Source organism: Sporosarcina sp. FA15 (genome assembly GCF_051550195.1).
Taxonomy (GTDB): Bacteria; Bacillota; Bacilli; order Bacillales_A; family Planococcaceae; genus Sporosarcina; species Sporosarcina psychrophila.
This window is the reverse complement of the sequence record NZ_CP188818.1, coordinates 3293843-3320784: the sequence shown is the minus strand read 5'-3', so window position 1 is coordinate 3320784 and position 26942 is coordinate 3293843. Positions and strand designations below refer to the sequence as shown.

General features: G+C 41.1%; 29 protein-coding genes. 19 read left to right on the top strand and 10 right to left on the bottom strand.

Going from position 1 to position 26942, the window contains the following annotated elements; all coding sequences use genetic code 11:
- Nucleotides 1-250: 250 nt before the first annotated feature.
- Nucleotides 251-1330, top strand: coding sequence for an AI-2E family transporter (locus ACP8HG_RS15580; RefSeq protein ID WP_067213603.1), 1080 nt, complete (start codon nucleotides 251-253; stop codon nucleotides 1328-1330).
- Nucleotides 1331-1454: 124 nt separating this feature from the next.
- Complete coding sequence (locus ACP8HG_RS15575) at nucleotides 1455-2333, top strand: DUF4349 domain-containing protein (protein WP_438297125.1); 879 nt, start codon at nucleotides 1455-1457, stop codon at nucleotides 2331-2333.
- Nucleotides 2334-2385: 52 nt separating this feature from the next.
- On the opposite strand, the gene ACP8HG_RS15570 is transcribed toward ACP8HG_RS15575, so the two are convergent.
- On the bottom strand, nucleotides 2386-2715 hold the full coding sequence (locus ACP8HG_RS15570; protein WP_082786858.1) for a CHY zinc finger protein: 330 nt from the start codon (nucleotides 2713-2715) through the stop codon (nucleotides 2386-2388).
- An 83-nt stretch (nucleotides 2716-2798) separates the two neighbouring features.
- Between ACP8HG_RS15570 and ACP8HG_RS15565 the strand changes: the two genes are divergently transcribed.
- Nucleotides 2799-3077: a hypothetical protein gene (locus ACP8HG_RS15565; RefSeq protein WP_067213601.1), complete on the top strand. Its 279-nt coding sequence runs from the start codon at nucleotides 2799-2801 to the stop codon at nucleotides 3075-3077.
- A gap of 10 nt (nucleotides 3078-3087) precedes the next feature.
- Here the strand turns inward: ACP8HG_RS15565 and ACP8HG_RS15560 are convergent, their stop codons facing one another.
- Nucleotides 3088-3798, bottom strand: coding sequence for a hypothetical protein (locus tag ACP8HG_RS15560; protein ID WP_067213600.1), 711 nt, complete (start codon nucleotides 3796-3798; stop codon nucleotides 3088-3090).
- Nucleotides 3799-3903: 105 nt separating this feature from the next.
- Between ACP8HG_RS15560 and ACP8HG_RS15555 the strand changes: the two genes are divergently transcribed.
- The 6 genes from ACP8HG_RS15555 to ACP8HG_RS15530 all read left to right on the top strand — a co-directional run bounded on the left by ACP8HG_RS15555 (nucleotide 3904) and on the right by ACP8HG_RS15530 (nucleotide 9505).
- Nucleotides 3904-5175, top strand: coding sequence for an acetyl-CoA hydrolase/transferase family protein (locus tag ACP8HG_RS15555; RefSeq protein ID WP_421101866.1), 1272 nt, complete (start codon nucleotides 3904-3906; stop codon nucleotides 5173-5175).
- 186 nt (nucleotides 5176-5361) lie between these two features.
- A complete protein-coding gene (locus ACP8HG_RS15550) occupies nucleotides 5362-5715 on the top strand; it encodes a rhodanese-like domain-containing protein (RefSeq protein WP_342539271.1) in 354 nt (117 codons plus the stop codon).
- Nucleotides 5716-5929: 214 nt separating this feature from the next.
- Nucleotides 5930-6751 (top strand): ABC transporter permease, encoded by an 822-nt coding sequence (locus ACP8HG_RS15545; RefSeq protein ID WP_231885740.1) that lies wholly within the window; start codon nucleotides 5930-5932, stop codon nucleotides 6749-6751.
- A 4-nt stretch (nucleotides 6752-6755) separates the two neighbouring features.
- Nucleotides 6756-7550, top strand: a complete 795-nt coding sequence (locus ACP8HG_RS15540; RefSeq protein WP_187046149.1) for an ABC transporter ATP-binding protein — start codon at nucleotides 6756-6758, stop codon at nucleotides 7548-7550.
- Nucleotides 7551-7577: 27 nt separating this feature from the next.
- Nucleotides 7578-8672, top strand: coding sequence for an ABC transporter substrate-binding protein (locus ACP8HG_RS15535; protein WP_067214099.1), 1095 nt, complete (start codon nucleotides 7578-7580; stop codon nucleotides 8670-8672).
- Between the two features lie 173 nt (nucleotides 8673-8845).
- Nucleotides 8846-9505, top strand: a complete 660-nt coding sequence (locus ACP8HG_RS15530) for a GntR family transcriptional regulator (protein WP_338654691.1) — start codon at nucleotides 8846-8848, stop codon at nucleotides 9503-9505.
- Nucleotides 9506-9569: 64 nt separating this feature from the next.
- Here ACP8HG_RS15530 and glyA read toward each other — a convergent pair whose 3' ends face one another.
- The 5 genes from glyA to ACP8HG_RS15505 all read right to left on the bottom strand — a co-directional run bounded on the left by glyA (nucleotide 9570) and on the right by ACP8HG_RS15505 (nucleotide 14946).
- On the bottom strand, nucleotides 9570-10910 hold the full coding sequence (gene glyA, locus ACP8HG_RS15525) for a serine hydroxymethyltransferase (RefSeq protein WP_438297124.1): 1341 nt from the start codon (nucleotides 10908-10910) through the stop codon (nucleotides 9570-9572).
- A gap of 149 nt (nucleotides 10911-11059) precedes the next feature.
- The gene (locus ACP8HG_RS15520; protein ID WP_067213594.1) at nucleotides 11060-12022 is read right to left on the bottom strand and encodes a DMT family transporter; all 963 of its coding nucleotides are present in this window, start codon (nucleotides 12020-12022) and stop codon (nucleotides 11060-11062) included.
- 18 nt (nucleotides 12023-12040) lie between these two features.
- The gene (pepT, locus tag ACP8HG_RS15515) at nucleotides 12041-13267 is read right to left on the bottom strand and encodes a peptidase T (RefSeq protein WP_438297122.1); all 1227 of its coding nucleotides are present in this window, start codon (nucleotides 13265-13267) and stop codon (nucleotides 12041-12043) included.
- 38 nt (nucleotides 13268-13305) lie between these two features.
- A complete protein-coding gene (locus tag ACP8HG_RS15510; protein ID WP_067213592.1) occupies nucleotides 13306-13968 on the bottom strand; it encodes a lysoplasmalogenase in 663 nt (220 codons plus the stop codon).
- A gap of 99 nt (nucleotides 13969-14067) precedes the next feature.
- Entirely contained in the window at nucleotides 14068-14946 is an 879-nt protein-coding gene (locus tag ACP8HG_RS15505) for a LysR substrate-binding domain-containing protein (protein WP_438297120.1), read from the bottom strand.
- Between the two features lie 91 nt (nucleotides 14947-15037).
- On the opposite strand from ACP8HG_RS15505, the gene ACP8HG_RS15500 reads away from it, so the two are divergent.
- Entirely contained in the window at nucleotides 15038-16045 is a 1008-nt protein-coding gene (locus tag ACP8HG_RS15500; RefSeq protein WP_438297118.1) for a YeiH family protein, read from the top strand.
- A gap of 62 nt (nucleotides 16046-16107) precedes the next feature.
- On the opposite strand, the gene ACP8HG_RS15495 is transcribed toward ACP8HG_RS15500, so the two are convergent.
- A complete protein-coding gene (locus ACP8HG_RS15495; protein ID WP_067213589.1) occupies nucleotides 16108-16329 on the bottom strand; it encodes a DUF2187 family protein in 222 nt (73 codons plus the stop codon).
- A gap of 287 nt (nucleotides 16330-16616) precedes the next feature.
- On the opposite strand from ACP8HG_RS15495, the gene ACP8HG_RS15490 reads away from it, so the two are divergent.
- From ACP8HG_RS15490 to ACP8HG_RS15455, 8 genes are all read left to right on the top strand, one after another.
- Nucleotides 16617-16880 carry a metal-sensitive transcriptional regulator gene (locus tag ACP8HG_RS15490; protein WP_067213588.1) on the top strand — a complete coding sequence of 88 codons (264 nt, stop codon included), beginning with the start codon at nucleotides 16617-16619 and terminating at the stop codon, nucleotides 16878-16880.
- A 68-nt stretch (nucleotides 16881-16948) separates the two neighbouring features.
- Nucleotides 16949-17428: a DsrE/DsrF/DrsH-like family protein gene (locus ACP8HG_RS15485; RefSeq protein ID WP_187046148.1), complete on the top strand. Its 480-nt coding sequence runs from the start codon at nucleotides 16949-16951 to the stop codon at nucleotides 17426-17428.
- Nucleotides 17429-17462: 34 nt separating this feature from the next.
- Nucleotides 17463-17759 carry a rhodanese-like domain-containing protein gene (locus tag ACP8HG_RS15480; RefSeq protein ID WP_187046147.1) on the top strand — a complete coding sequence of 99 codons (297 nt, stop codon included), beginning with the start codon at nucleotides 17463-17465 and terminating at the stop codon, nucleotides 17757-17759.
- A 58-nt stretch (nucleotides 17760-17817) separates the two neighbouring features.
- Nucleotides 17818-18384: a sulfurtransferase TusA family protein gene (locus ACP8HG_RS15475; RefSeq protein ID WP_067213585.1), complete on the top strand. Its 567-nt coding sequence runs from the start codon at nucleotides 17818-17820 to the stop codon at nucleotides 18382-18384.
- Between the two features lie 32 nt (nucleotides 18385-18416).
- Nucleotides 18417-19544: an MBL fold metallo-hydrolase gene (locus ACP8HG_RS15470; RefSeq protein WP_438297114.1), complete on the top strand. Its 1128-nt coding sequence runs from the start codon at nucleotides 18417-18419 to the stop codon at nucleotides 19542-19544.
- Nucleotides 19545-19572: 28 nt separating this feature from the next.
- Nucleotides 19573-19800 carry a sulfurtransferase TusA family protein gene (locus tag ACP8HG_RS15465; protein ID WP_438297112.1) on the top strand — a complete coding sequence of 76 codons (228 nt, stop codon included), beginning with the start codon at nucleotides 19573-19575 and terminating at the stop codon, nucleotides 19798-19800.
- 63 nt (nucleotides 19801-19863) lie between these two features.
- On the top strand, nucleotides 19864-20637 hold the full coding sequence (locus tag ACP8HG_RS15460; RefSeq protein WP_438297110.1) for a sulfite exporter TauE/SafE family protein: 774 nt from the start codon (nucleotides 19864-19866) through the stop codon (nucleotides 20635-20637).
- 205 nt (nucleotides 20638-20842) lie between these two features.
- A complete protein-coding gene (locus tag ACP8HG_RS15455; RefSeq protein ID WP_187046145.1) occupies nucleotides 20843-21931 on the top strand; it encodes a DmpA family aminopeptidase in 1089 nt (362 codons plus the stop codon).
- Nucleotides 21932-22049: 118 nt separating this feature from the next.
- On the opposite strand, the gene ACP8HG_RS15450 is transcribed toward ACP8HG_RS15455, so the two are convergent.
- The gene (locus ACP8HG_RS15450) at nucleotides 22050-23459 is read right to left on the bottom strand and encodes an amino acid permease (protein WP_338654718.1); all 1410 of its coding nucleotides are present in this window, start codon (nucleotides 23457-23459) and stop codon (nucleotides 22050-22052) included.
- A gap of 243 nt (nucleotides 23460-23702) precedes the next feature.
- Nucleotides 23703-25325, bottom strand: coding sequence for a PucR family transcriptional regulator (locus ACP8HG_RS15445; protein ID WP_438297108.1), 1623 nt, complete (start codon nucleotides 25323-25325; stop codon nucleotides 23703-23705).
- A 150-nt stretch (nucleotides 25326-25475) separates the two neighbouring features.
- On the opposite strand from ACP8HG_RS15445, the gene ACP8HG_RS15440 reads away from it, so the two are divergent.
- Nucleotides 25476-26939 carry a CoA-acylating methylmalonate-semialdehyde dehydrogenase gene (locus tag ACP8HG_RS15440; RefSeq protein ID WP_438297106.1) on the top strand — a complete coding sequence of 488 codons (1464 nt, stop codon included), beginning with the start codon at nucleotides 25476-25478 and terminating at the stop codon, nucleotides 26937-26939.
- Nucleotides 26940-26942: the final 3 nt, after the last annotated feature.

Genomic DNA, 26942 nt, shown 5'->3' with positions numbered 1-26942 from the left:
GTGTGTAAATGGGCTGTCCGAATTGGGCAGTCTTTTTTCACTTGTGGGTCTTTGGGTATAGGTGAAACAGATAGTATCCAAATTGTAGTATGGTAGTATAAGTGGCGGTACTGGTTTAAAAGCTTGGACTTTTTTTGAAGGACCATATGTTTATCATTTCGTAAGGAAAAGTTGAAACTTTCTTCGACGCCAAGCGTATAACAACGTATACTTAAAATAACAATACATAATTGAAAAGGAAGTGGGATATGTGACGAAAAAGTTATGGTTTCAAGTAGGTGTTGGAATACTGCTTGCTATGCTAATTATTAAATACTTTATAGAGATTCAAGGGATTTTTTCGCCTTTAGTAATCATAGCAAAGGCAATATTCATACCATTATTACTTGGCGGAGTTCTATATTATATTACGGAACCGGTTCAACGTTTTCTGGAAAAACGTAAAGTACCAAGGTGGGGAAGCATTCTTTCGGTTATAGCGATTCTCGTAGCAGTCGTTTGGATATTCGTAGCAATTATTGCTCCTCCAGTAACGAATCAAATTAATAAATTAGTCGAAAATACGCCTACTATCGCCCAAGAAATAAATGACTTGACATACACATTACTTCAACAAAAAAGTGATTTACCACCAAAACTTGAAGATTCAATTGATAGTGCGGTTGAATCACTTCAATCCATAGCGGTTAATTTTGGGAAATGGGTTGTTCAATTTTTACAATCCTTCTTTCAAGCAATGTTCCTGCTTATATTAGTCCCGTTTTTCTTCATTTTCATCCTGAAAGATCATGAAAAGTTTGCTCCGTTCATATACAATTTCTTTTCGGGAAAACGTCGGGAATGGATCAAAAAGACCTTACATGATATCGATACTGTACTCCGTTCTTATATCCAAGGGCAGTTGTTAATCAGTTTTCTATTAGCAATTCTGTTGTTTGCAGGTTATATGATTATTGGACTGGAGTATGCACTGTTATTAGCCATTTTTGGATTGTTCATGAACCTCATTCCTTTCATTGGCCCATGGATTTCAGCTGTTCCTGCAATCATCATCGGTTTTATACAGGATCCGAAGATTGGTATTTTAGCTGCAGTCGTAATGGTGATCGCCCAGCAAGTTGAAAGTAATCTTATTACACCAAATGTAATGGGTAAATCACTGGATATTCATCCACTTACAGTCATTACTGTTATATTGGCAGCAGGTAATATTGCAGGTTTTCTCGGTATCATCGTTGCTGTTCCGGCGTATGCAGTTGGTAAAGCCATCGTTAAGAATATTTATGCAAGGCGGAAGGAAATCAAAAGCGCTGCGACGAAGACTGTTTAAAAAAGAAATAGAAGACTAAAAAAACGCTAGATAAAATCTAGCGTTTTTTCATACCGTTTAATTGGAAGATGTAACCTTTTTTGGATTACACCGTCTCATTGATTAAATAGATAGGGGGGATTCTATGAAGCGAAATGTGGTTTTGGCTCTACTATTATCAGGCTTACTTGTATTTATGGCGTCCTGCAGTTCAAGTGAATCAAAGAAAGACATTCAGATGGAGAGCTCATTAACATCGCAAGATATGGCAACTACAGAGCAAGAGAATAAAGCTGAAACAGAAGAGTTAGCCAACGAACAATCTAAAGTGATCCCAACGAATAGGAAAATCATCCACAGGGCGGAATTACAGCTCAATTTGAAAAAACTTGAAAATACTCAGCTTATAATAGAGAAAAAGGTGAGTGACTATGGAGGTTATATCGTTGAATCGAATGTGCATCGGGAAAGCGAGGAAAGTATAAGTGCTCGGCTCACTGTTCGAATCCCAGAGCAGCACTTTCAAAAGTTTTTAACGGATGCCGAAGGGGAAGCGGCTGAAGTTTTGAATCGTAATGTGACGGGGGAAGATGTAACCGAACAATATATTGATCTAGAGTCCAGGGTGAAATCAAAACGAACAGTAGAGGAAAGGCTGCTCGAGTTTATGGGGAAGGCAGAAAAAACAGAGGATTTATTGAAAATATCGTCTGATTTATCCAAAGTCCAAGAGGAAATTGAATTAATTGTAGGAAAGATGAAGTATCTAGAAAATCAGACGTCATTTTCTACTATTGAAATAACAATGTATGAAAATAGTGTTATTGTTCCAGGACTAGACAGTAAAAATTTAGACACGTGGGATAAAACTAAAAAACAACTTGCTACAAGTACAAATTTTATCTTTGCGACGGGTTCGGGCCTGATTGTCTTTTTCATCGGAAACTTACCAGTACTTCTACTTCTACTACTCGTAGGTATAGGGATTTATTTTGGCGTTAATAGAATGAAAAAACCTAAATAGGTTATCAAATATAACAAAAGCAGCATGTTGCAAATGCTGCTTTTTTCCTGTTTTAAGTTTGGAAATAAAGATTTTTATGTAAACTACATCCGGGATTAAACAGTGCTGAACAAGTAAGGCACTTCGATCCACAGGTCAAATACTCCGAAACAGTTAGTTCATAACCACATGCTCCACAAAGAACTGCTTTTTCACCAAACATCTCAGTTGGCCAAACGTCAGGATTGCCACAACCGTCTTCTTCATGACATTCATAGCAGGGATAGTAGGTGCCACAACAATAAAACTTTATCGCAATCCGGTCGATTTCGGAATGATAATGTGCACACCGAGTTTCTTCATCAAGAACTTTTCCTCGAACTGTATGGCCTTTGATTTGCATGTTCAATTCCTGCCCTTCATCTTCAAAAAGTGTATTGAATTATAAGTGTTGTGGGAAGGCTAATGTGAAAAAGGATTGATTTCATGTGGAATGAGTTCCCGATTATCCATACAAACGTCTGGGATGCTTTTTGGGCAATACCCGCTATTCTTCTAGGAATATTCCTGTTGAAACTTTTATTTAAACTCCCTGAAAGTTGGTTTTCAACCGCGGCAACAATTATTGGACTTATCTTGTCTATTTTCATCAGTCATCCAGGTAACTTACCCGCGGGTATCTTCATGGGTTTTTTCTATGGTGGAGCGGTCAGTGGAACTATTTATTCGATGAAGATCTGGTACAATAGCTATCGCAAAAAGTAACTGAATCATGTTATTTCAATGGACAAAATCCACACTGCATGAGACCGGGTACATCCTTTGAGAAACAACATGTGGTACGGACTTCTGTATTCAAAAGTGCGGACGGCTCGCATCCTTTTAAGTAGGTGGCAAATAAAGAACGAGGTGCGATTCCTTCCCAAAGCGTGTCGTCTTTCAATATGTTGAGGTCCGCGCGTGCTTCTACGGAGGTACCTGGGTTTGCCAAAAGAACATGGTACTGCCAAAGGAGAAAACCAAAGATATTTTCCCATAACGTCAATGGAGAAATAGATGTGACGGTGCGGATTTGTCGGATGACAGCTCCGCATTCATCCTGCAGAATCCGCTTAATGACATCTCGCCGTTCCGCGTCTTCTACATATCGCCAATCCTTCGCGGATGCAAACGTACTAACAGCCAGTTTTCCGTATTCTTCTTTTGCACCAAAATGAAGTTGTTCATTGTTTCCATCCCATACTTCATCGTATGCCGCCAGGTTATAAAATTGCATCGCGGTAAACATACCGAAACGGCGCATGAAATACGATGCTGCTACAGTTCGGTTGGGGCTTCCGCTCACTGCTTGGACGACATTTAGTATATCTTCCGTTTTTTGACTATCGAGTAGCATTTTCAATGTGAATAAATTCCGTTCGGACGAATCTACATAAATGCTGTACATATTCAGTTGTCTGAGCTGGTCCGTGGTTAAGTTTGTCATAGATCGATTATAGCGTTCTTACTAGTCAATCATCAAGTTGAGCAAGCGCTCAGTCTGCTGTATACTAATTGAATAGGCGGACTTTTATAGGAGTGAAAAAACGACGTGGAAAAACGATTGAGTGCAGAACAGTTTATTGATTTGATTGACGTAGAGGCTGATATTATTATCCCGATTGCCAATGGGGAACCTCATCGTCTACTTGATATATTGGAAGAGAACCATTCGGAATTACAGAACGTTAAGATTCATCAAATGCTGGCTCTTCGGGAGCGGGATTATATAATAGGTAAAATGAAAGGTCATCTTTCACATGTCTCCTACTTTTTAAGTGGTGCAACACGGAAGGCTTATCAAGAGGGCAAAATAGAATTAGTTCCCAACGTTTTCCATGAAGTCCCGCGCATGTTGAAAAAAGTTACGAACATGTCGATGATAATCACAGTTGCTTCTCCAATGGATGAACACGGTTATTTTTCATTGGGCACACAGGCAGACTATATTTCCGAATTCATTGGTCATGTTCCGTTTGTCTTGGAAGTGAATAAGCATATGCCACGTACATACGGTGAAAACCAAATTCATATTAGCCAAGTTGCGGGATACATTGAAAATGATGCGCCTTTATCAGAAGAAAGCTCTCCATTAATTGGTGAGAAAGATCTTAAAATTGCTGAATTTGTAACGAATGTTATTGAAAATGGGGATTCACTCCAAATTGGTATTGGAGCCATTCCGAATGCGGTTATGAGCATGTTGAAAGACCACCGTCATCTTGGTATCCACACTGAAATGCTGACAGACGGAATCGTTAACCTTGTGCAAGCGGGAGCTATCGATGGGACACGGAAGTTCACTCATAAAGGGAAGATTGTCGCGACATTTGCATTCGGATCACAGCGTTTGTACGATTTCCTCCATGAAAACCCTGCGGTTGAATTTTTACCTGTGAGTATGGTGAATGATCCACGTGAGATTGCGAAAGAAGAAAGAATTGTATCCATTAATGCGACGACGGAAGTTGACCTTTATGGACAATGTGCTTCCGAAACAATTGGAGGACGCTATTATTCTTCAACCGGTGGACAAGCAGATTTTGCACGCGGAGCACGTTTTGCAAAGCATGGTAAAGGGTTCATCTGCATGCATTCAACAGTGAAAAACGACACCATTTCGCGCATTAAACTGCAATTGTCGCCAGGTTCTGTCGTAACGACGTCGAAAAATGACGTCGATAACATCGTCACGGAATACGGCATCGCTAGTCTGTATGGCAAATCGTTATCTGAACGTGCAAAAGCGCTTATCGACATTGCCCACCCGGCGTTCCGAGAAGAGTTAGTGTTTGAGGCGAAGAAAAACGGCATACTTTATTAATAGTGAAGCAGCGTCCTTTACAGGGAGCGCTGTTTTTTTATTGTATATAAGTTGAACAAATGAATACCTATATTAATTGGGCGAAGGGACCTTACAAGGGGTAGACGAAGCGGATTTATTGCCTTATTAATACCCCTGGTAGTATATTTGGAATTGAAGTTATAGGAAGACTAGGAGGAAAATCGTATGGAATGGCTTTTTATTTTACTAATCGTTGGATTTTTTGTCTGGCGAATGATGCCCGCTAAAGGTGTACGTTCCGTTTCGACGGAGGACTTAATGGGGATGCTGAAAAATAAATCGGTGCAGTTCATTGATGTACGGACACCGGGGGAATATAAAGGACGGCATATTAAAGAATTTAAAAATATCCCGTTGAATACATTGAAATCGCAGTTGGCTAGCCTAGACAAATCGAAAGAAATCGTCGTTATTTGTCAAAGTGGCATGAGGAGTGGACAAGCAGCGAAAATCTTGAAGAAAGCCAGTTTCAAGGATGTTTCTAACGTTACAGGCGGTATGAGTGCTTGGCGTGGATAAATAGGGTTGGATATCATCCATGGGGGATTATTGCTCCATGGATTTTTTGTTGTCTAGGAAATTATAAAATCTCGTACTTAGGATAAGTTGTGAAGTTGAGAATTTACGTCTTGACTCCAGCGCTTTTCTTATGGAAAGATGCTCGTTTATCAGCATATGCCCAACACACATTTTTAGGCAGATACATACTATTTGAATGAAGAGGTGGTGGACGTTGAAGAGAGATGATAAGGCTGTCCGATACGATCCGTTTGAAATCGAACAGCGTGAATGGAAACAAAGACAAACGAAAGAACGGTTAAAACAGCTGTTGACGATTGCCTCGCCCCTATTCCTGCTCTTTATGTGGGAATTCTTGTCGAGAACGGGAATGATTGATATCCGCTTCTTTCCGCCTCCATCTGCAATTGTGGGGACATTTTTCGGAATGATTTCAAGTGGTGAAATGGCGGGTCATATCGGCGTTTCATTGTACAGGATTCTTGTCGGATTTTTGCTAGGCGTCATACCCGGAATCATCATCGGTTTGTTAATGGGGCTTTATACGCCAATTCGACATTTTGTTTCGCCAATTGTCATGGCGCTCATGCCGATTCCTACACTTGCTTTGCTTCCAATCATTATTATTATTTTTGGAATTGGTGATTTATCGAAAGTTGTAACAATTGCTGGGAGTGTTTTTTTTCCTGTTGTCATTAATACGGCAGCTGGAGTCATTAATATCGATTCAATCTATTTGGATGTGGCAAAAAATTATGGAGCTAGTAAACTAGACTTTTTTACGAAAATTGCTTTGCCCGGTGCGATGCCGGTTATGTTGGAAGGGATTCAGATGGGGCAGGCGATTGCGCTTCTGACAATTGTCGCTGCGGAAATGATGGGTGCTACATCAGGGATTGGCTATCTAATCTGGGTTTCGTACAAAGCGTTCTTACTGCAAGAAATGTACGTTGGGCTCATCCTCATTTCGTTTTTCGGTTATCTGTTCTCGCTATTGCTACGAGGAATTCAGAAAAAGATGTTACCGTGGAGGTGAGTAGATGAGTAGGAAAGCAAAAATCATCATTCGTAATTTAACAAAGGCATTTTATAAAAAACAAGGCAGTGTTACGGCGCTAGACGATATTAATGTAACAATCAATGATGGGGAATTCGTTTGTATTGTTGGACCGAGTGGTTGCGGTAAATCAACGTTACTTCGAATCTTGGCAGGGCTTGAAACCCCGAGTATTGGTGAGTTTACGATTGCAACCGCGACGGATGGAGAGGATCGACCATTGCAATCGATGGTGTTTCAGGAAAAGGGTATCATTCCATGGCTCACTGTCGAGAAGAATGTAGCGTTCGGACTCAAAATGCGTCATTTGCCGAAAAAACTTATAAAAGAGCGTACTACGTATTATTTGAAAAAGACCGGTCTAGAAAAATTTTCAACCCTTTATCCGAAAGAGCTATCAGGGGGCATGAAACAACGGGTGAGTATTGCGCGTGCATTTGCCAATGATCCGGAGATCCTGTTGATGGATGAACCGTTTGGTGCACTTGATGAGCAAAATAAATTTATCTTGCAGGAAGAGTTGCTGTCGATTTGGTCGGAAACGGGGAAGACGATTCTATTCATTACCCATAGTATTGATGAAGCGTTATTGCTAAGTGATCGTATTTTACTGATGAGTTCGCAGCCGGGTAAAATTATTCAAGAAATTATTGTCGATATGCCACGTCCGCGCAAAATTGAAGACATACGAGAAAACCCAGTTATGGCAGGGCAATTCGTGGAAATATGGAAGCACTTGCAGGAAGAAGTACAGCGTTCAAGACGAGAAGATGGATAGAAAGGGAGAGGTTCGATGGCAAAGTGGATGAAAAACGGATGGTTGTTGTCGTTATTCGCGATAGCGCTAATCGTTGGTGCCTGTTCTCCTAAAGAGACGGCGAAACCGGTAGTAGAAGATGAAAAACCTGAAGAAGTAGCTACAGTTAATCCTTCTGGTGATTTGGCACCGCTTGAAAAACGTGAAAAAGTTGTCATAGCGGAAGATGGGGCGGCCTCTGGTGCAGGTTTTTATATTGCAAAAGAGAGAGGATACTTTGAAGACTATAATATCGAAGTAGAATTTGCTCAGTTTGCAAACAGTGATGACATGCTTCCGGCATTAGCGGCTGGCGAGGTGGATATTGCGGGAGGCGTTTCGACTGCATCTTTCTTCAACGCGATTGCACAGGGAATTGACGTGAAAATTATTGCAGATAAAGGACATAACGTGCCAGGGAAGTCGTATTTTACTCTCGTCATAGGTAATCATATGGTTGACGTAATAAAAGACTATAAAGATTTAAAAGGCAAGAAAATTGCAGTGTCATCACTTAACTCAATTGATTGGTATATCTACGATGAAATGCTTAAATACGCTGGATTAACCGAAGATGACGTTGAATTTGTCCTTATGGGTGATTTTGGTAGTATGCTTGGCGCAATTAGCAGTGGAACAATCGATGCTGCCGTAAATATCGAACCGCTTATCACACAAGGTGTTGAAAAAGGGTTCCACGTCCGATTTGGGGATGCAACTGATTATGCGCCGGAATCTCAAATTGCATTGGTTCTTGGATCACCAGACTTCATGAATAAAGAACAAGATGTTTCGTTACGCTTCATGGCGGCTTATTTGAAAGGCGTCCGCGATTACAACGATGCGTTTATCAAAAATGAGGGAAAAGATGAAATTATCGACATCATGACGAAGCATACAGCATTAAAAGACCCGGCTCTTTGGGAGAAAGTGAACGTCACTGGCCTTGATCCTGATGGCAAGATGTTCATCGATGATATTAAAAAGCAATATGATGCGTACAAAGCAAATGGTGCTATCCGCGGTGATATTGATTTTGATAAAGCGATAGATACCTCGGTAACGGAAAAAGCGGTCGAGACGATTGGAGAATATGTACGGTAATTAGGTTTGCTGAATCGTTAGCAAATATGGAATAGCTCACAACTTCATTGGTTGCGGGCTATTTCTTTTTCACGAATGTAAGTCTTGAAACGATGTGGTTTTTATAGATGCTTGGGAGGGCGTAAACGCAACCTTAGTTTGTCAGTTAATTTAAAATGCGATATACTGGTTTTATGGAAAAAAATAATATAAAACAAATTATTCGACCGACATTAAAAGACCAAATATACGAGTCGCTCAAAAATGCAATTGTCAATTTAGAATTGCAACCAGGACAGCGATTGAATGACAATAAACTTGCGGAACAATTTGCAGTAAGTAGGACTCCGGTGAGAGAGGCATTGAAACGACTGGAAGATGAAGGACTCGTCGAAGCATTCCCGGGCTCTTCGACGCGTGTGACGGAATTGGTTGAAGAGGAAGCAAAACACGCATTTACCGTTGTAGCTGCGCTTCATGCTTTAGCTACAAAATTGGCAGTGCCGAAGATGACGGATATAGACTTTGCAAAGTTGGAGGAAATTAACCACTCATTAGCCGAAGCGCTTGACAGTAAAGATAGTAACCGAGCAATTAATGCTGATGAGCATTTCCACCAAGTTTTTCTTGCGGTTGCGGGCAATATTGAAATTGACAAAGCTCTTGAAAGAATTGTGCCGAAAATTCATCGGCTAACGTTAAAAAAGTTTGATTCGGTGGATAGTTGGACTTCAATCAATCAGCATGAAGAAATTATTACTGCTTGTAAAAAGGCCGACAAAGAAAAAGCCGCACATCTTGTTGAAGATAATTGGCTTACCCTTGGTCGACTACTTTCCGAAGTTGAAAGTTAATTATATAATATAAAAAAGGCGTTACAACAATTCAAGCATTGTTGTAACGCTTTTTTATATTGATTCATTCGAAGCAGTAATGAAGTTTTTTGAATGATTTACGCATTTCAAGTGCTTCTTTCTTGGCAACGTCCAAGTCTTTATTCGATATGAGAATATCGGCGATCAGATTTGCAATCGTCGCCATGTCCTTTTCTTTCATGCCTAATCGTGTCACTTCGATTGTTCCGATTCTGAGTCCGCTCGGCCGATCCCAATCTTCAGTACGATCACTTGGAATTAAGTTCTTATTCGTAATGATGTTTGCCTTCGCAAGTTCATGCCCAACATGAAGACCCCCACCAAATTCTTTCACATCCAGAATCACTTGATGCGTTTCAGTGAATCCTTTATGTGCACCAAGTACAGTGATTCCACGGTCGTGGAATGCTTGACCTAGCGCTTTTGCGTTTTTAACGATTTGTTCCATGTATGCTTCTCCAAACTCCAAGAACTCGGCTGCAGATGCAGCAAGAGCAGCTACACGATTCACTTGATGAGTCGCGGCAAGGGTAGGGAATATAGCATCTGTTAGTGGTTTTGTCAGTTCAGGATCATTCCAAACGATAATTCCACTTTGAGGTCCGCTGAATGTTTTCCCCGCTGACCCAGTCATCACGCTTGCTCCTTCTTTTAAAGGATCTTGGAATTGTCCTCCGCCGATTAATCCGAGTTGGTGGGCGCCGTCAAAGAATATCTTCCCACCCCACTCTTTCACGATTTCGGACATTTCTTTAATCGGAAATGGGAATAGTGTCATTGACGCTCCAAGTGTTACAAGCTTTGGTTTTAATTCCTTTGCAACTCGTTCGAATTCTTTTAAATTAACGGTGAGTTCTTCTGTATTCATAGGAATATCAGCGATCTTCAATCCACGAATTCCGGCAGGTCCATCATGTCTGTTGCTAGAATGTCCGCCTAATGGCTGTGCAATCGTCATGATTTGATCCCCAGGTTCGGTCAGAGCTGCATAAACGGCCATATTACCAATCATACTTGCAACTAGACGATGATCCGCATAATTCGATTTGAATACTTTTTTCAATAACTCTACGCAAAGAGCTTCAATTTCGTCAATATGCTTCGTACCGGCAAACCATCTTTGTTCGGGTCCGATATGACCTTCTGCTGCACGGGTACCGACTTCAGACGCTAGTAAATCACGTACGGTTTGACTTGTAGGAGCTTCGGGGGCTAATAAATTCAAGCACTCCTCTCCCCGCCAAACAGCATTTCTTTCCACTGCGTCTATAACTTCTTGTTGTATTTGAGCGGAAGTATTATTTTCAATGATACTTTTTGCCTTATTCAATGCGGTGACGTCATGGACTTGGAAATCTTGTTTAATAGGTGTAGTTGTGTTCATACTCAAAATCCTCCCTTTTCATAGTAAAGTGAACTTGTAAACCAATATATCACTTTGGGAAACGAGAGTCAACTGGATATTAGAATAGTTTGATTATTTATGAAAGAAAAATGACCTCCAATCCAAATGGAGGTCATCTTAACTTATTATCAGTGTACTTTTAATTGTTTCTTTCTACCAAGTGCAGTTTGGAAACTATGTAATCCCATACCAACAATAATTACTGCGATCCCAAAGAGTGAAAGGGCACCAGGGAGTGCAATGCCGAGAATCAGCATTTCGCCCAGCATAACAAAAATAAGCTGTGTGGACTGTGTTGCTTCTACAGCGGCGAGTTTTCCCTGATCTCCCCTTACGCGGTCAGTGGCCATGAAAAACAAAGTTGTAGCAATGACGCCAGAACTGACACCAACGATGAAAGACTGGCCTAACTGGCTCATAGAAGGGGGACCGACCGTCCATAACGCATAGATGGAAAACCCAATCCAGACTGGAATTGTCATAAGCGTCATACCGAGCACACGTTGAAACGTATCAAGCCTGCCGCCAAGAAGCTCCATCATTTTGCGGTTACCAAGCGGGTAGGCAAATGCTGCTAAAACAACTGGAATGATACCGAGCAGCAACGTACGTGGTTCAACACTTTGTGCGTGCGGAATTTGGATAAGTACGACACCGGCAAAAATAATAAGTGTAATTCCAAGTGAAACAAGCGGGATCTTTTGTCGAATCTTTTTTTCGCCATCCGAGGTTTTCACAATCAACGTAAAGAAAGGGGCGAGCAGGACGCCCGCCACGATTGTCAATTGCCAAGTGCCGGCAAGAAGCCATCCCGGACTGTAAGCTGCCGCGTATGTAAGTGGTGCGTAGAATAAGACAAAGGCCGTTACGCTCCAAATGAAAAACGGGGCGGGTTTATGGACGAATTCCTTCTTCACGTCACCAAGTCCTTTGCGGTAAGCGACGATAGCGAATAAAAAAGGTACCATAAATAAATAGCGTAAGGAAGCACTCCATAGCCAACTTCCCCCCGACAGTTCCATAGATCTGTTCAAAATGAAGGTCACTGCGAAAAAAACGGAGGAAAGGACACCAATCCAAATTTCTTTCATAAGCTACCTCCCTCTTACTTATGCACGTTCTTCAAAAAGTTTCACTGCTTCGATGATGACTTTAGTCGCTTTTACCATGTTATCGACTGAAACATACTCGTATTTCCCGTGATAATTTTCTCCACCTGTGAAAATGTTAGGCGTTGGTAAGCCCATGTACGACAATTGGGACCCATCTGTACCGCCGCGTACAGGTACGATATTTGGTTCGATATTGAGATTTTTAAATGCATCGGACATGATCTCAACTATTTCCATGACGGGTTCAATTTTTTCACCCATATTGAAGTATTGGTCTTGGATTTCGAGTGTGACCGCATTTTCGCCATAGTCGTTTCTTAGATTGTCAGCTGTTTCAATCATTAGCTGTTTTCTTGCTTCGAATGTTTCGCGGTCGAAATAACGGATAATATAGCCGAGAGTTGATTCTTCAATGGACCCGTTGGACTGCATGAGATGAACAAATCCCCCGTAACCATCCGTTTTCTCAGGTATCTCATCTACCGGCATTTTAGCCTGAAATTGGTTGGCTATTAAAATTGAGTTGACCATTTTACCTTTCGCGGTACCTGGGTGAACACTAGTCCCGTGGAATGTTACTTTTGCACTTGCGGCATTGAAGCTTTCATATTGTAGTTCCCCAAGAGGGCCACCGTCCATTGTATAGGCAAATTTTGCTCCGAATTTTTCGACATCAAACTTTTGTGGTCCACGCCCAATTTCTTCGTCAGGTGTGAAGGCAATTCGCAGTTTACCATGTTTTAAGTCTGGATTCGCAATCAAATACTCCATCGCTGTTACGATTTCAGCAATCCCCGCTTTATCGTCCGCTCCAAGAAGTGTTGTCCCGTCAGTCGTAATAAGGGTATGGCCGGCATAATTTTTCAGCTCGGGAAAAGCGTTCACTGTCATGACGATGCTGTCGTTCAGTTGTATGTCTTTGCCATCATAGTTGTCGATACGCTGTGGCTTAACGTTTTTCCCGGTAAAATCCGTGGTCGTGTCGACGTGTGCAAGAAAGCCGATGATTGGCACATCCCGGTCCGTATTGGCGGGAAGCGTTGCAAATAAATACCCGTTATCGTCGAGAGTAATGTCTTCTAGACCGATATTCGCTAGTTCTTTTTGTAATTCGTGCAGAAGGTCCCATTGGCCTGGTGTAGTCGGCGTAAAATTGCTTCCTGCATCTGATTGTGTATCGATTTTTGCATAACGTACAAGACGTTCGATTAATTTTTCTTTCATTTTTAAAAATTCCTCCTAATAATGAAGTACTGATTCATCTATCTTATCAGATTGTTCCGGTTTACGGAATACTTTACAACCCGACTTCCAATGCTAGCTGCTATGAAAACTTGCGCCGCATAATATGTCACCATAACGAATGCATCCCGGTATGGGATTTCCAGAACGAATCGATCGATTGCAAGAACTGAATCAGAGAAAATGAACAGCAGTGCGCCGATAATTGCGAGCGTCATTCGTGTGCGAATAGCCATCCAGCCCATCGTTAAAATAACGCCGATGTAGGCGATGATGGCGATACCAAGCACGGTTTGGCCAGCAGAAAATTGTGAACCGGCAACCCAAATAGCCATACCTGCACCGTAAAGGAGGAGAGGGGCGGCAACCCAGATTGGCATGGGTTTCTTCGCGCCATGACGAAAAGCAAAAATATAAAAAATATGACCAATGAAGAAGGTGATAAGTCCGGGTAAGAACCAATAGATGACGCCATCCGCAATCATGCAAACGAACAGTCCACCGATTATAATCCGTTTGTATGTACGGGAAAATAGAGGTCTTGTCATTAATGCAAATAGGATAATAAGTGCCATCGGAATCAGTTTCATTAAAATTTTGAAGCCGACCGGATCCGCTGGGATAAAGAAAATATAAACGATACCCATTACAATAATTGCAGTGAGCACTAGATTTCGAACCACAAGGAAAACCCCCTTTTCTACTACTTTTCTAGGAATGACAGGAGAAACCCTTTTTCGGTCATGCAGTTTTTGGGTTAGGTCGAGCGTCTTTACCCTTTTTTACTTGGACCGAAGCTCTTCTAAAAAAACGGTGACATGCTTTTTGGCAGCCATCAGGGGGGAGTACAAGGTTGAGAAAATACGCTTTTGTAAAGGGACATCGACCTTCAATTGTACAAGCTTTCCACTATCAAGTTCAGCTTTCACTGTATGAATGGAAACGGCCGCGATACCGAGCCCACATAGAATCGCTTTTTTCACACCTTCATTCGAACTGATAACTGTTTTCGAGGGCTTGACATTACCGATTGACTGAAGTAAATAATCTGTATACTCCCGTGTACCAGAACCAACTTCTCGCATGACCCAGTGAGAAGTTTGGAGGTCAGCTCCTTTAGGGTGGCGAATATTTGTCAAAGGATGTCCGCTTGCTGCGACAAGGATGAGTTCGTCTTCCATGAATGGCTGGATGATAAGCCCTTTTGTTTGCACACTACCTTCGATACAACCGATATCCGACCGGAATTCGCGGACCGCAATTTCGACGTCCTCGGTATTTGCAATTGCAACTTCTACATGCAAATCAGGATATTTATAATGTAGCCTCGTTAGTATCTCCGGCAATACGGACTCCCCAATTGTGTAACTTGCAGCGATGCGAAGAATTCCGCTAACCTCATTATGTTGCCATAAAATTTCTTCTTTTGTTTGCTCTGCGAGATGAAGTAATTGTATCGCACGTTCATACAAAACCACTCCGGCGGGTGTAATGTGAAATGTTTTATTTGCACGTACGAGCAATGAGGCTTTTAGTTCGTCTTCCAAATGTTTGATATGGAGACTGACAGTTGGTTGAGATATGTTTAGTGATTCACCGGCCCTGGTGAAATTCTTTTTTTCAATTACCGCAACAAACGTTTTCAATTCTTCAAGTAGCATGATGATAAGCTCCCTTCTATTAGTAATCTTAATCGATTTTATCATATATCCTCATTTTACTGATCGATAAGATGAGATTATACTTAAAGAAATGGAAGAAGGTATGGCTATGAAAAAAGGATTCTGGCTTGGAATTGGACTGACGTTTTTCATCGCAGTCATCGCAAAATTGGCAACACTACTCCCTTATATTTCGTTAATTGGTCCACTTGTTTTTGCAATACTAATCGGAATGTTATGGAATACGTTTTTTCCTGTTCGCGCAGAGTGGGAAGGTGGTATTGAGTTCGCGTCAAAAAAATTATTGCGTGCTGGTATTATCCTTCTCGGCATGCGATTGAATCTGGGCAATATTGCATCTGCAGGATGGCCAGCATTTTTATGGGCAGTGGGCAGTGTTCTAATCGGTATTGGAGCTGTATACGGTATAGCTCGTGCAATTGGGGCTGATAAAACAATCAGTTTTCTAACTGCTTGCGGAACGGGGATCTGCGGTGCAGCTGCCATTGTTGCAGTGGCTTCACAAGTAAAGGCAAAACCCGAGCAGACCGCAATTAGTGTTGCCATCATCGCTATTCTTGGAACGTTATTCACATTTGTCTATACTTTAGTATATCCAGTGTTAGAACTTTCAAGTGAGGCATTTGGCATGTTTGCAGGTGGGACACTTCATGAGATTGCACATGTTGTTGCAGCAGGGGATGTTGGGGGGACTGAAGCACTTGATTTTGCGCTTGTCGTGAAATTGACTCGTGTCATGTTACTCGTCTTTGTTGCAGGAGGAGTAGGAATCTGGATGTCACGGAAGAATAAACAGTCGGCAGAAAAATTCAAATTGAAGACACTTCCAATTCCATGGTTCATTTTCGGTTTCCTTGCAGTGAGTGCGCTGTATACCACGGGGATTGTACCGGAAGCGGTCGCATCAGTATTTGTCACACTCGCTTATCTATTAATGGCGATGTCAATGGCTGGGTTAGGTCTGAATGTGAAGTTCGAGGCATTCCGTAGTGCGGGGATGAAGCCATTTGTTGCAGGACTAGGAGGAACGGTTATTCTTGTACTTGTCGGTTATATGTATGCACGTTTTGTATTTTAAACAATATAGAGGCATAGAAAAAAGGCATCGCTATTGAAGCAGATGCCTTTTTCTTATATTTATTAAACAATTGAGTAATTCTTATGTGAAACAACAGTCAGATTTGACGCGGCGCCAATAAGTTCGGCGTCCTTCGATGAGATTTCAACGATGACGGAATTCTCAAGTATTTTAAAAATAGTACCATTTACTTCATGTTCATTACGGACAAATGAAATTTCTTCATCGATTTTGCGCGCTGCGACAAAATCCGACACTTCTTTTTCCCTACGTGGAAAAGCCATTCGAATTCCCCCTATTATCCATTCTCATCTTGCCATCTAATTAAAGAGTGCTTCGGGGAAACCCGCAGCAACAAGTAGATGAAGATGGAAAACAACTAATCGTAAACGATAACACACATGCTGTCTACTATTAGTATACCATATTTCAACGAAATTTGCAGGAATGCAGACTTTAATAGCTATGCTTAAGTTCAGAAACTTTTATCTTAATAAAAGCAAAGGGGTTGACATTATACCTGTAGGGGTATAATGTGTGGGTATAGCTTAAATAAAAGGAAGTGATAGGTATGGAATACGATGACAAAGTAAAAAACAGGTTAAAACGAATTGAGGGTCAAATCAAAGGGATTTTAAAAATGATGGATGACAATAAAGACTGTAAAGAAGTAATTACACAATTGTCAGCCTCACGTTCAGCTATAGATAGAACGATTGGCGTTATTGTCAGCTCCAATCTAATTGAATGTATACAACAAATGGATGACAGCGATCCAAGAACACAAGAGGATATTGTAAAAGAAGCAGTAGAACTACTAGTAAAGAGTCGATGAAACAGTGGACTCTTTTCTTTTTAACGCATATCATACCCCGCAGGGTACCACTAGAAAGGAAGATTTGATTGTCTGAGACGAAAAGAACTACCATTGTATTATTCAGTGGAGATTATGATAAAGCAATGGCGGCATACATCATTGCAAATGGTGCTGCAGCTTATGATCACCAAGTAACGATTTTCCATACATTTTGGGGATTGAATGCACTACGAAAAGAAGAACTAGTCCCAGTAAAAAAAGGCTTGCTAGAAAAAGTATTTGGCAAAATGATGCCGCGAGGTGCAGATAAGATGGGTATTTCCAAAATGAACTTTGCTGGAATGGGTCCTAAAATGATTAAACATGTTATTAAAAAGCACAATGCGATGACACTTCCGCAACTGATTGAACTAGCTGAAGAACAAGATATAAAGCTTGTTGCTTGTACGATGACGATGGATCTTCTTGGTTTGCAGCAGAAAGAATTGATGGATGGTATTCAGTACGGTGGAGTTGCTGCTTATCTCGGAGATGCTCAGGAAGGCAATGTAAACTTGTTTATTTAAATTTAATTCAATACAAAAAGCGGGAGGGTTTTAGATGATTGAAATTACACCATTAGAGATTCAAGAAAAGTTAAAAATGAACAAAACGATTCACCTAATTGACGTGCGTGAAGTAGATGAAGTGAAAGAAAGGAAAATAGCACAAGCAATTCATATTCCGCTCGGATTATTGGAATTCCGTATGCATGAATTGGATAAAGATATTGAGTACACAATGGTATGCCGCTCAGGTGGACGTAGTGGAAGAGCGGTGCAATTGCTTGAGGCGCACGGTTTTAAAGTGGTAAACATGGTTGGCGGTATGAATGACTGGGAAGGTCCAGTGGAATAACATTATTTTTTTACATTTAAAGATACCCATACGGGCATTGGTAGAGGGAGAAGATGACATGATAGAAACGGATTTCGTACTCGATGCAAAGGGGCTGGCTTGTCCAATGCCAATCGTCAAAACGAGAAAGATCATGAAAGAAATGGAACCAGGAAATGTGTTGGAAGTACAGGCAACTGATAAAGGATCTACGGCGGATTTAAAAGCATGGGCTGAGGGTTCCGGGCATGACTACTTAGGCACGACTGAAGATGCAGGAATTCTGACGCATTATGTACGTAAGTCGAGTGGAGAAGAACAAGTTGAGAAAAAACATCCGCATATTGTGTTGAATGAACAACTACAAGCTGTTTTAGAGGAGAACCGTGAAGTACTTGTGCTCGATGTTCGTGAATCGGCAGAATATGCATTCAATCATATTCCAGGGGCTAAGTCTTTGCCGCTTGGGGACCTTGAAAGTGAACTCGGGAATCTTGATAAAGAAGCGGAAATTTACGTCGTATGCCGTACAGGTAGCCGTAGTGATGTAGCTTCTCAGAAACTTGCTGAAGCCGGATTTTTAAAAGTGAAAAACGTTGTGCCTGGTATGAGTGAATGGAATGGACCAACAGAAAAGATTGTGTAATTAATAAATGAAATTACTAGGGGGGTATACAAATGACAGTTCAACTAATGACTGCAAGTACAATAGCGAAAAAAGTAGTGAATCAAGAACCCTTTTTCATTCTAGACGTTCGTAATGAAGATGCATTTGTGGATTGGAAAATTGAAGGAGAGAACATTCAGTATCTTAATATCCCTTATTTCGATTTACTCGATGGGGTTGAAGAAATCCTGCATCAGCTTCCTGCGGGTCAAGATATCGTCGTTGTCTGCGCGAAAGAAGGATCTTCCATTATGATTGCGGAAATGATTGCGGAAGAAGGGCGTGCAGTTCATTACTTACAAGGTGGCATGAAGGCCTGGAGTGAACATTTGGAGCCAGTGAAAATTGGTGACTTGAAAGACGGCGGAGAGCTGTATCAGTTCGTACGAATTGGCAAAGGTTGTTTGTCATACATGATCGTTTCAAATGGAGAAGCGGCAATTGTCGATGCGACACGAATGACTGATGTATTTCTTGATTTCGCGAAAACGTTGGATGTTAAAATTACGCATATTTTAGATACACATCTCCATGCAGATCATATTTCCGGGGGACGCAAAATTGCAGAAGCCGTCAATGGAACGTACTGGTTGCCACCAAAAGACGCTAGTGAAGTAACGTTTGCCTATGAGTCATTAGAAGAGGGGCGAACGATTATAATCGGTGATACGACGATTGCCATTCAACCTTTGTACTCACCTGGGCATACGATTGGTTCTACATCATTCATAGTAGATGACACGTATTTACTTTCAGGCGACATCTTATTCATCGATTCAATCGGACGCCCTGACCTTGCTGGTTTGGCTGAAGATTGGGTTGGAGATTTACGGGAGTCGTTGTACAAACGATATAAAGAGTTGTCAGAGGAATTGATTGTTCTTCCTGCGCACTTCATGATTATTGAAGAATTGAATAGGGACGGTAGTGTATCTGAGAAACTTGGTACATTGTTTGCTGAAAATCACGGTTTGAATATTCAAGACGAAGCGGAATTCAGGGACATGGTGACTGGGAATTTACCTCCACAACCGAATGCCTACCAGCAAATACGTGAAACAAATATGGGGAAAATATCACCTGATGAAGAAACCCAGCGTGAAATGGAAATCGGACCAAATCGTTGTGCGGTTAGATAATTTATTGAAAACTAAGGAGAGATTAGTGATGGAATCAAACAAAGTATTAGACGCTAAAGGGTTGGCTTGTCCAATGCCGGTTGTACGTGCAAGAAAAGTGATGAAGGAAATGGAAGTGGGGGAAGTATTGGAAATTCTTGCAACAGATAAAGGTTCCGTCGCAGACTTAGCTGCGTGGTCGAAATCGGGTGGTCATGATTTAGTGAAACATACTGAAGAGGCTGGTGTATTTACATTTTGGATCCGAAAAGGTTAATTTGAAACGGAAGGGTATCTGTTAAGTAGATACCCTTTCTCCTATTGAAAGGAGGAAAATGTGGTGGATTTCGCGTTTATTGTGACAATATTTTTAATTGGATTTGTTGGTTCCTTTATTTCAGGAATGGTTGGTATAGGCGGATCAATTATAAAATATCCGATGTTGTTGTATATCCCGCCCCTACTTGGTGTTGCAGTCTTCACCGCTCACGAAGTATCCGGAATAAGTGCAATTCAAGTCTTTTTCGCAACAATTTCAGGTGTATGGGCGTACCGTAAAAGTGGTTATATTAATAAAACATTGGTTATTTACATGGGATCGAGTATTTTAGTCGGTAGTTTTATCGGCGGATACGGCTCGAATCTGTTATCTGAAGGTGCCATCAACCTGGTCTACGGTATATTGGCGACAACCGCCGCAATTATGATGTTCATTCCGAAAAAGGGTTTGGATGATATTCCTGTCGATCAAGTCACGTTCAATAAGTGGCTAGCAACGGGATTCGCGTTCATTGTGGGGATTGCGGCAGGAATTGTAGGGGCTGCAGGAGCCTTTATTCTTGTACCAATCATGTTAGTTGTTTTGAAGATACCAACGCGAATGACGATTGCAACTTCCCTTGCGATTACATTCATATCCTCAATCGGCTCGACAATAGGTAAGATCACAACGGATCAAGTGCTGTACGGTCCTGCGACGGTTATGATTGTTGCAAGTATTATAGCGGCACCGATTGGGGCGAAAATTGGTCAAAAAATGAACACGAAAGTACTTCAATGGTTATTGGCACTTCTTATTTTAGGAACTGCTATTAAAATATGGTTGGACTTTTAGCAAGCAATAAAATCCGTTATCACTCATTACGTGGGCGATAACGGATTTTATTTGTAATTGGATACAAGGTGGACAATATGTAAGGGATTCAAGTCTTTACATGCACCATTTGTTTAATGAGTATTGAAAAAAATGAAGTATAGTGAATGTGAAAGCGATATTTTTTAAAAAGGGCTTAAATAATATAATTTAAGGGGTGACTTAGATGCGAGCACGAGATTTAGGGTTGAAATTTGAAGGAGAAACGGGATTACATAACGCAATTACTGACGTTCCAGGGGTTACCGTTGGGTATTCAACAATCATTGAAGGGGAAGGTCCATTAGAGGTGGGAAAGGGTCCAATTCGCACCGGAGTAACTGCCATATTGCCACGTGGTAAACAAAATGAAATGAAGCCGATCTGGGCTGGAACATTTTCGTTTAATGGCAATGGTGAAATGACAGGTACACATTGGATAAACGACGGCGGATACTTTTTAAGCCCGATATGTATTACAAATACGCATTCAGTTGGTACTGTCCACCAGGCGGTAGTCAAATGGATGATAGATAATTATCAAGATCAATTCTTAAATGAACATTTATGGGCTATGCCTGTCGTTGCTGAAACATATGACGGTGTTTTAAATGATATTAATGGGCTTCATGTTAAAGAAGAGCATGTTTTGGCTGCAATACAATCTGCCCAATCAGGCGAATTGAAGGAGGGCAATGTTGGCGGAGGAACTGGGATGATTTGTTACGGGTTTAAAGGGGGAACTGGTACTTCTTCTCGTAAACTAGATATCGATGGAGAGGAATACCACATCGGAGTACTTGTGCAAGCAAACTACGGTAAAAGGGAATGGCTAAAAGTTTCAGGTGTCCCAGTTGGAGAACACTTGACTGAGAATATAGTACACACAAAGGAAATGGGCTCAATCATTGTAATTATCGGGACTGATATTCCAATGTTACCTCATCAACTAAAAAGACTTGCGAAACGTGCATCCATTGGGATTGGACGGAGTGGTAGTCCGGGGGGAAATGATTCCGGTGATATATTTCTTGCATTTTCAACCGCAAATGAAATGTCTATTCATCAAAAGGAAGACCCAATCCTAACTATGAAAGTCACAAATGATCAACAGTTTGACCCGATTTATGAGCAAGCTTGTCATGCGATTGATGAGGCGATTATTAACGCTATGATTGCAGCGGAAAGTATGTCCGCTCTTAAACCAAGCGGGAAAGTAGTTGAAGCTATTGATCATGAACGACTGATGGAAGTGATGAAGAAATATAATCGTTAATAAATAATAAATGAAGATGAATGCGTTGGCTTAGCAATTAAGAAATGGATAGGTATGTAGCGGAATAAAAACATCCGGTATCGCTCATGGAATGGGCGATACCGGGCTTTTAGATTTATTAGCGAAGCGTTCTTGAAGAAGCTTGTATAATTCCCTTCTTCAATTCCTTGATACCTTCTTTCTTTCGAACAAAGATGAAATAACAAGCGATGGTTAACCCAGCAATGAGCAAGGTAAGTACTGCCTGCACACGTAACGATTCAATGACGAGCATTGCGATAAAGATTCCTGTAATAACGAAAATAGTCGCATACGTTAGATAAGGGAACAACCACATTCTAATTTGAAGTGCTTCAGGGTTTTCACGTTCTAATCTTCTGCGCATTCTTAGATGTGTGAAGGCGATGACAAGATACACTAAAAGTGCGACAGCCCCTGATGAATTGATGAGAAATAAAAATAGTTTATCGGGTGATACGTAACTGAATATGACCGCTATATAGGAAAAAACCGTGCTGAATAAGATTGCTCGAACAGGAACGCCCTTCTTACTCAATTTTAAAAAGGCTTTTGGCGCTTCGCCTTTCTGTGCCATTCCAAATAACATGCGTGAGTTGGCATATAATGCTGAATTTAAACAAGAGAGAACCGCCGTTAATACAACAAAGTTCATGATCTGGGCTGCGGCAGGTATTCCGATATAATCGAGAACGGCAACAAATGGACTGACCAGCAGATTTGCAGAGTTCCATGGCAACAAAGTGACCACGATCGCAATAGAACCGATATAGAAGATAAGAATCCGCCAAATGACACTGTTTGTCGCAATTCGGACCGCTTTCGCCGGATGATCTGATTCGCCAGCAGCAATCGTAACAATCTCGGTACCCATGAATGAGAAAATGACTACTGTAATTCCTAACAAGACGGAACCGAATCCTGTTGGCATGAATCCACCTGTCCCTAAGAGGTTTACTGTTCCAGGTGCAACAACACCTGGATACCATCCGAAAATCACGCAAAGACCGAGGACAAGGAATAAACCAATACTTACAACTTTTATGAGTGAAAACCAATATTCAAATTCCCCGAAAGATTTTACTGAAAAAAGATTTGTCAGTGTTAACAAAATGGTTAAGATTAATGCCATTAACCAAAGTGGGAATTCTGGAATCCAGTATTGCATAATAGCAGCACCGGCAATTGCTTCAATTGCTATAACGACAACCCAGAAGAACCAATATAACCATCCGATTGTAAAACCTGCCCATGGTCCAATCGACTCGGTTGCATATGTAGAGAAGGATCCGCTTGTCGGATGGGCGGCCGCCATTTCACCAAGCATGCGCATAACCAAGACGACAATTGTTCCTGCAAAAGCGTAGGATAGAATCGCACCTGGTCCAGACGCATTAATAACTGCTCCACTTCCGATAAACAAACCTGCTCCGATAACACCTGCAATTGAAATCATACTAATGTGTCGGATCTTTAAATCTGGATTTAACTGTCCCTGTTGATTAGACATATACATTCCCCCTTGTGTAAATAGTGAATTTTTTAAGATGTAAGCGTTTCCAATCATTTGTTATAATATTCTTTTAAGTTGTTAAGTCAATCATACAGAAATAAATCTGAAAATTTGTAGACAAGTTGTAAGATGAAATGAATTTAAATTTTACGGAGTGTAAAATAAGGACTTGCTGCACTATTTTGGTCCGGTCATTGAACATGAAAACCGGTTTGCGTTTAGTAGCGCAACCGGTTTAACTTACTTATTACCTAACAATCGAGAGGTCATGATAGCACCCTCAAGCGCTAGACGCTTAGATGGCTCCATAAAGTCTTCGCCTAGAAGTAATTCCAACTTTTCAAGACGGTGGTACAGTGTTTGTCTAACTATGAAAAGACGGTCTGCAGTCTCTTTTTTCGATCCACCGCATTCGAGATAAACACAAAGTGTTTCAAAGAGGTTGCTTTCCATCTTCAGATCGTAGTCGAAAACTGTTGATAAGTAATCTTGGACATATGTTTCAAGGTAACCGTTGTTCTCCACTAATAGAAGAAGCCTATAAATGCCTAAGTCTTCATAGAAATATGATTTTGTAATGCCAGACTCGCGCATTTTTAAAACATCTTCAGCTTCTTTGTATCCTTTTTTTGCCTCCGTAATTTCTTTGTAGACTGTACTTACTCCAAATGTACATCTGGTTCCGTCAATGAAAGTGTTGTCTTTTATGTTAACAATATGTTCAATAATTTGAGAAAAACGATTAGTCTCATCTATCAAGTGATCTGCAGCGATGAAGGATGCAATGATGACAATCTCACTTTTGCTGGATGCAACTGCGGGGAAGAACCCATTACGTTTAAAGAGTGACCGTATCATCATCGAGCGTTGCAGTTTAATCTCTTCCCATTCTTCTTCACCAAGATTCGTTTCGAATGTCTTCATTTGTATGATGAACACTCTGAAGTATGTATTGCGGCTTTTGGAGGGCAAATAGGCATGAAGGTCTTCCTGTTCAAAGGATCTGCCGCTCAATAAATTCCGAACGAATTCATCTTCGTTATTCTGTTTGCGCTCTTCTATTGTTCGGTTACGTAACAAAATTTGAGCGATTGCAAGTGCAGCGCGGTCTAATATGAGAAATGGAAATTCATCCGACAGTTGTTCTGTCACCTCGAGGAATAGATACCCCCAAATTTGTCCTAGCCCACTAACAGGCATTTGTGCAAATTTCTGATCCTTCAGCATGAGGAATTTCTGTCCTGTATTGATCGATGGGGATCTTTCAAGATGGACTCGGATGGTTATTTCCAACTCTTTGATCTCAGACGGATAGTAATAAGGCTTCGTATCATCACTAATGAACAGGATATTATGTCGGAAAAATTGATTTAGTTCTTGTAGGATTTTTAAAATACCGTTGGGTGCAAGAGAAAGTGTAATGAATTTCCTTGATAAGATATCGAGTTGTGAAAGCATCTGATGATGTTGATTAATGATAAATGTATGAAGGTCTTGAGTTATATCGACAAATTTCACAGTTTTTTCGAAGACGATGAATGGAAATGCGTGTTTGTCTGCGAGTTCAATAATTTCAGGTGGAATTAGCTTAAAGTAAGGTCCTACTTCTATACATATACATGCCACATCTTTTTCTATCAGCCTCGATACATACATTAGCTGGCTTGGAAGATCGAGTTGTAAGCCAACGCCTGTCGTAAGAATCATCTCTCCTCCATTTATTAAGGCATCGAATTCTTTTACCTCTAATACATGAGACCATTTTACTTGACGGTCCAATCCTTCTTTTCCTGCAACGACTTTGGCGTGTTTGAATGAGCTTCGTGAAAGAACATCGCGGACAGTAAGTTTTAAGGTATTCATTATAGGTGTAGACCTCCATAACGTTAAAATAATCGCCTAATGATTAGACAAAGTGTAAATTGAAAGTAATCTAAATTATTTGTAAAGTATAATATGAAGTCTAGCGAAGATAGCGTAAAGTAGCAAGAACAATAGAACGGGGGAATGAAAATGATTTTAACGCAGGTAGAAAAGAAGACGCTTACAAACTTCATCAATGGACAATGGGTAAAATCAACGACAGATAAATATGAAGAGGTACCAAATCCAGCGACAGGAGAAATATTGGCCGAAGTTCCTATCTCCACACTTGAAGATTTGAATAAAGCGGTAGAGGCGGCGAAAACAGCATTTGCGAAGTGGAAGAAGGTTGCTGTTCCTCAACGGTCAAGGATCTTATTTAAATACCAGCAATTGTTAATAGAGAACTGGGAAGCACTAGCGAAAATCATTACGATTGAAAACGGTAAAAACTATGCTGAAGCGTATGGCGAAGTACAGCGCGGGATTGAGTGTGTTGAATTTGCTGCAGGAGCCCCGACGTTAATGATGGGGTATCAGCTTCCTGATATCGCAACGAACATTGAATCGGGTATGTATCGTTATCCAATAGGCGTAATTGGTGGAATTACACCGTTCAACTTTCCGATGATGGTCCCTTGCTGGATGTTCCCACTTGCAATCGCTAGTGGAAATACATTCATCCTAAAACCATCAGAGCGTACGCCACTTTTGGCGAACCGTCTTGCAGAATTATTGCATGAAGCGGGTCTGCCTGACGGTGTTTTCAATATCGTCCATGGTGCGCATGAAGTCGTAAATGGCATTCTCAATCATCCAGATATTCCGGCCGTGTCGTTCGTAGGTTCACAGCCGGTTGCTGAGTATGTGTATAAAACAGGAACTTCAAATGGTAAGCGTGTCCAAGCATTTGCGGGCGCGAAAAACCATACAATCGTTATGCCGGACGCGGATATGGATTTGACGATCACAAATATTATTAACGCAGCTTTCGGATCCGCTGGAGAAAGATGTATGGCTTGTGCGGTTGTCGTTGCAGTTGGTGATATTGCAGATGAACTTGTCGAGAGATTAGTAGACGAGTCGAATAAACTGACGATTGGTAATGGTCTAGAAGAAGGGATTTTCCTTGGACCTGTTATTAGGAATTCCCATAAAGACAAGACACTGAGTTACATCGAATCAGGTATTGAGGAAGGCGCCAAACTATTACGGGATGGCCGTGAAGACAAGTCTACTTCCGAAGGCGGTTATTTCGTCGGTCCGACAATTTTTGATAATGTCACTCAGGAAATGAAAATTTGGAAAGAAGAGATTTTTGCTCCTGTGCTATCTATTGTAAGAGTGGATACATTGGATGAAGCAATCGAACTTGCGAATAAATCAGAGTTTGCAAACGGGGCTTGTTTATTTACAGATAGTGCAAGTGCAATCCGGAAGTTTAGAGAAGAAATTGATGCGGGGATGCTTGGTGTGAATCTTGGTGTTCCAGCTCCGATGGCGTTCTTCCCGTTTTCTGGTTATAAAAAATCATTCTATGGTGACTTGCATGCGAATGGTCGCGACGGAATTGAGTTTTACACACGTAAGAAAATGTTGACTGCGCGTCACTAATAC

Bases quoted from the DNA above. Each gene is read 5' to 3' on its own strand.
- ACP8HG_RS15575 (WP_438297125.1), top strand. From the start codon at position 1,455: ATGAAGCGAAATGTGGTTTTGGCTCTACTATTATCAGGCTTACTTGTA.
- ACP8HG_RS15570 (WP_082786858.1), bottom strand. From the start codon at position 2,715: ATGCAAATCAAAGGCCATACAGTTCGAGGAAAAGTTCTTGATGAAGAA.
- ACP8HG_RS15565 (WP_067213601.1), top strand. From the start codon at position 2,799: ATGTGGAATGAGTTCCCGATTATCCATACAAACGTCTGGGATGCTTTT.
- ACP8HG_RS15560 (WP_067213600.1), bottom strand. From the start codon at position 3,798: ATGACAAACTTAACCACGGACCAGCTCAGACAACTGAATATGTACAGC.
- ACP8HG_RS15550 (WP_342539271.1), top strand. From the start codon at position 5,362: ATGGAATGGCTTTTTATTTTACTAATCGTTGGATTTTTTGTCTGGCGA.
- ACP8HG_RS15540 (WP_187046149.1), top strand. From the start codon at position 6,756: ATGAGTAGGAAAGCAAAAATCATCATTCGTAATTTAACAAAGGCATTT.
- ACP8HG_RS15535 (WP_067214099.1), top strand. From the start codon at position 7,578: ATGAAAAACGGATGGTTGTTGTCGTTATTCGCGATAGCGCTAATCGTT.
- ACP8HG_RS15530 (WP_338654691.1), top strand. From the start codon at position 8,846: ATGGAAAAAAATAATATAAAACAAATTATTCGACCGACATTAAAAGAC.
- glyA (WP_438297124.1), bottom strand. From the start codon at position 10,910: ATGAACACAACTACACCTATTAAACAAGATTTCCAAGTCCATGACGTC.
- ACP8HG_RS15520 (WP_067213594.1), bottom strand. From the start codon at position 12,022: ATGAAAGAAATTTGGATTGGTGTCCTTTCCTCCGTTTTTTTCGCAGTG.
- pepT (WP_438297122.1), bottom strand. From the start codon at position 13,267: ATGAAAGAAAAATTAATCGAACGTCTTGTACGTTATGCAAAAATCGAT.
- ACP8HG_RS15505 (WP_438297120.1), bottom strand. From the start codon at position 14,946: ATGCTACTTGAAGAATTGAAAACGTTTGTTGCGGTAATTGAAAAAAAG.
- ACP8HG_RS15500 (WP_438297118.1), top strand. From the start codon at position 15,038: ATGGAAGAAGGTATGGCTATGAAAAAAGGATTCTGGCTTGGAATTGGA.
- ACP8HG_RS15495 (WP_067213589.1), bottom strand. From the start codon at position 16,329: ATGGCTTTTCCACGTAGGGAAAAAGAAGTGTCGGATTTTGTCGCAGCG.
- ACP8HG_RS15490 (WP_067213588.1), top strand. From the start codon at position 16,617: ATGGAATACGATGACAAAGTAAAAAACAGGTTAAAACGAATTGAGGGT.
- ACP8HG_RS15480 (WP_187046147.1), top strand. From the start codon at position 17,463: ATGATTGAAATTACACCATTAGAGATTCAAGAAAAGTTAAAAATGAAC.
- ACP8HG_RS15475 (WP_067213585.1), top strand. From the start codon at position 17,818: ATGATAGAAACGGATTTCGTACTCGATGCAAAGGGGCTGGCTTGTCCA.
- ACP8HG_RS15470 (WP_438297114.1), top strand. From the start codon at position 18,417: ATGACAGTTCAACTAATGACTGCAAGTACAATAGCGAAAAAAGTAGTG.
- ACP8HG_RS15465 (WP_438297112.1), top strand. From the start codon at position 19,573: ATGGAATCAAACAAAGTATTAGACGCTAAAGGGTTGGCTTGTCCAATG.
- ACP8HG_RS15455 (WP_187046145.1), top strand. From the start codon at position 20,843: ATGCGAGCACGAGATTTAGGGTTGAAATTTGAAGGAGAAACGGGATTA.
- ACP8HG_RS15450 (WP_338654718.1), bottom strand. From the start codon at position 23,459: ATGTCTAATCAACAGGGACAGTTAAATCCAGATTTAAAGATCCGACAC.
- ACP8HG_RS15445 (WP_438297108.1), bottom strand. From the start codon at position 25,325: ATGAATACCTTAAAACTTACTGTCCGCGATGTTCTTTCACGAAGCTCA.
- ACP8HG_RS15440 (WP_438297106.1), top strand. From the start codon at position 25,476: ATGATTTTAACGCAGGTAGAAAAGAAGACGCTTACAAACTTCATCAAT.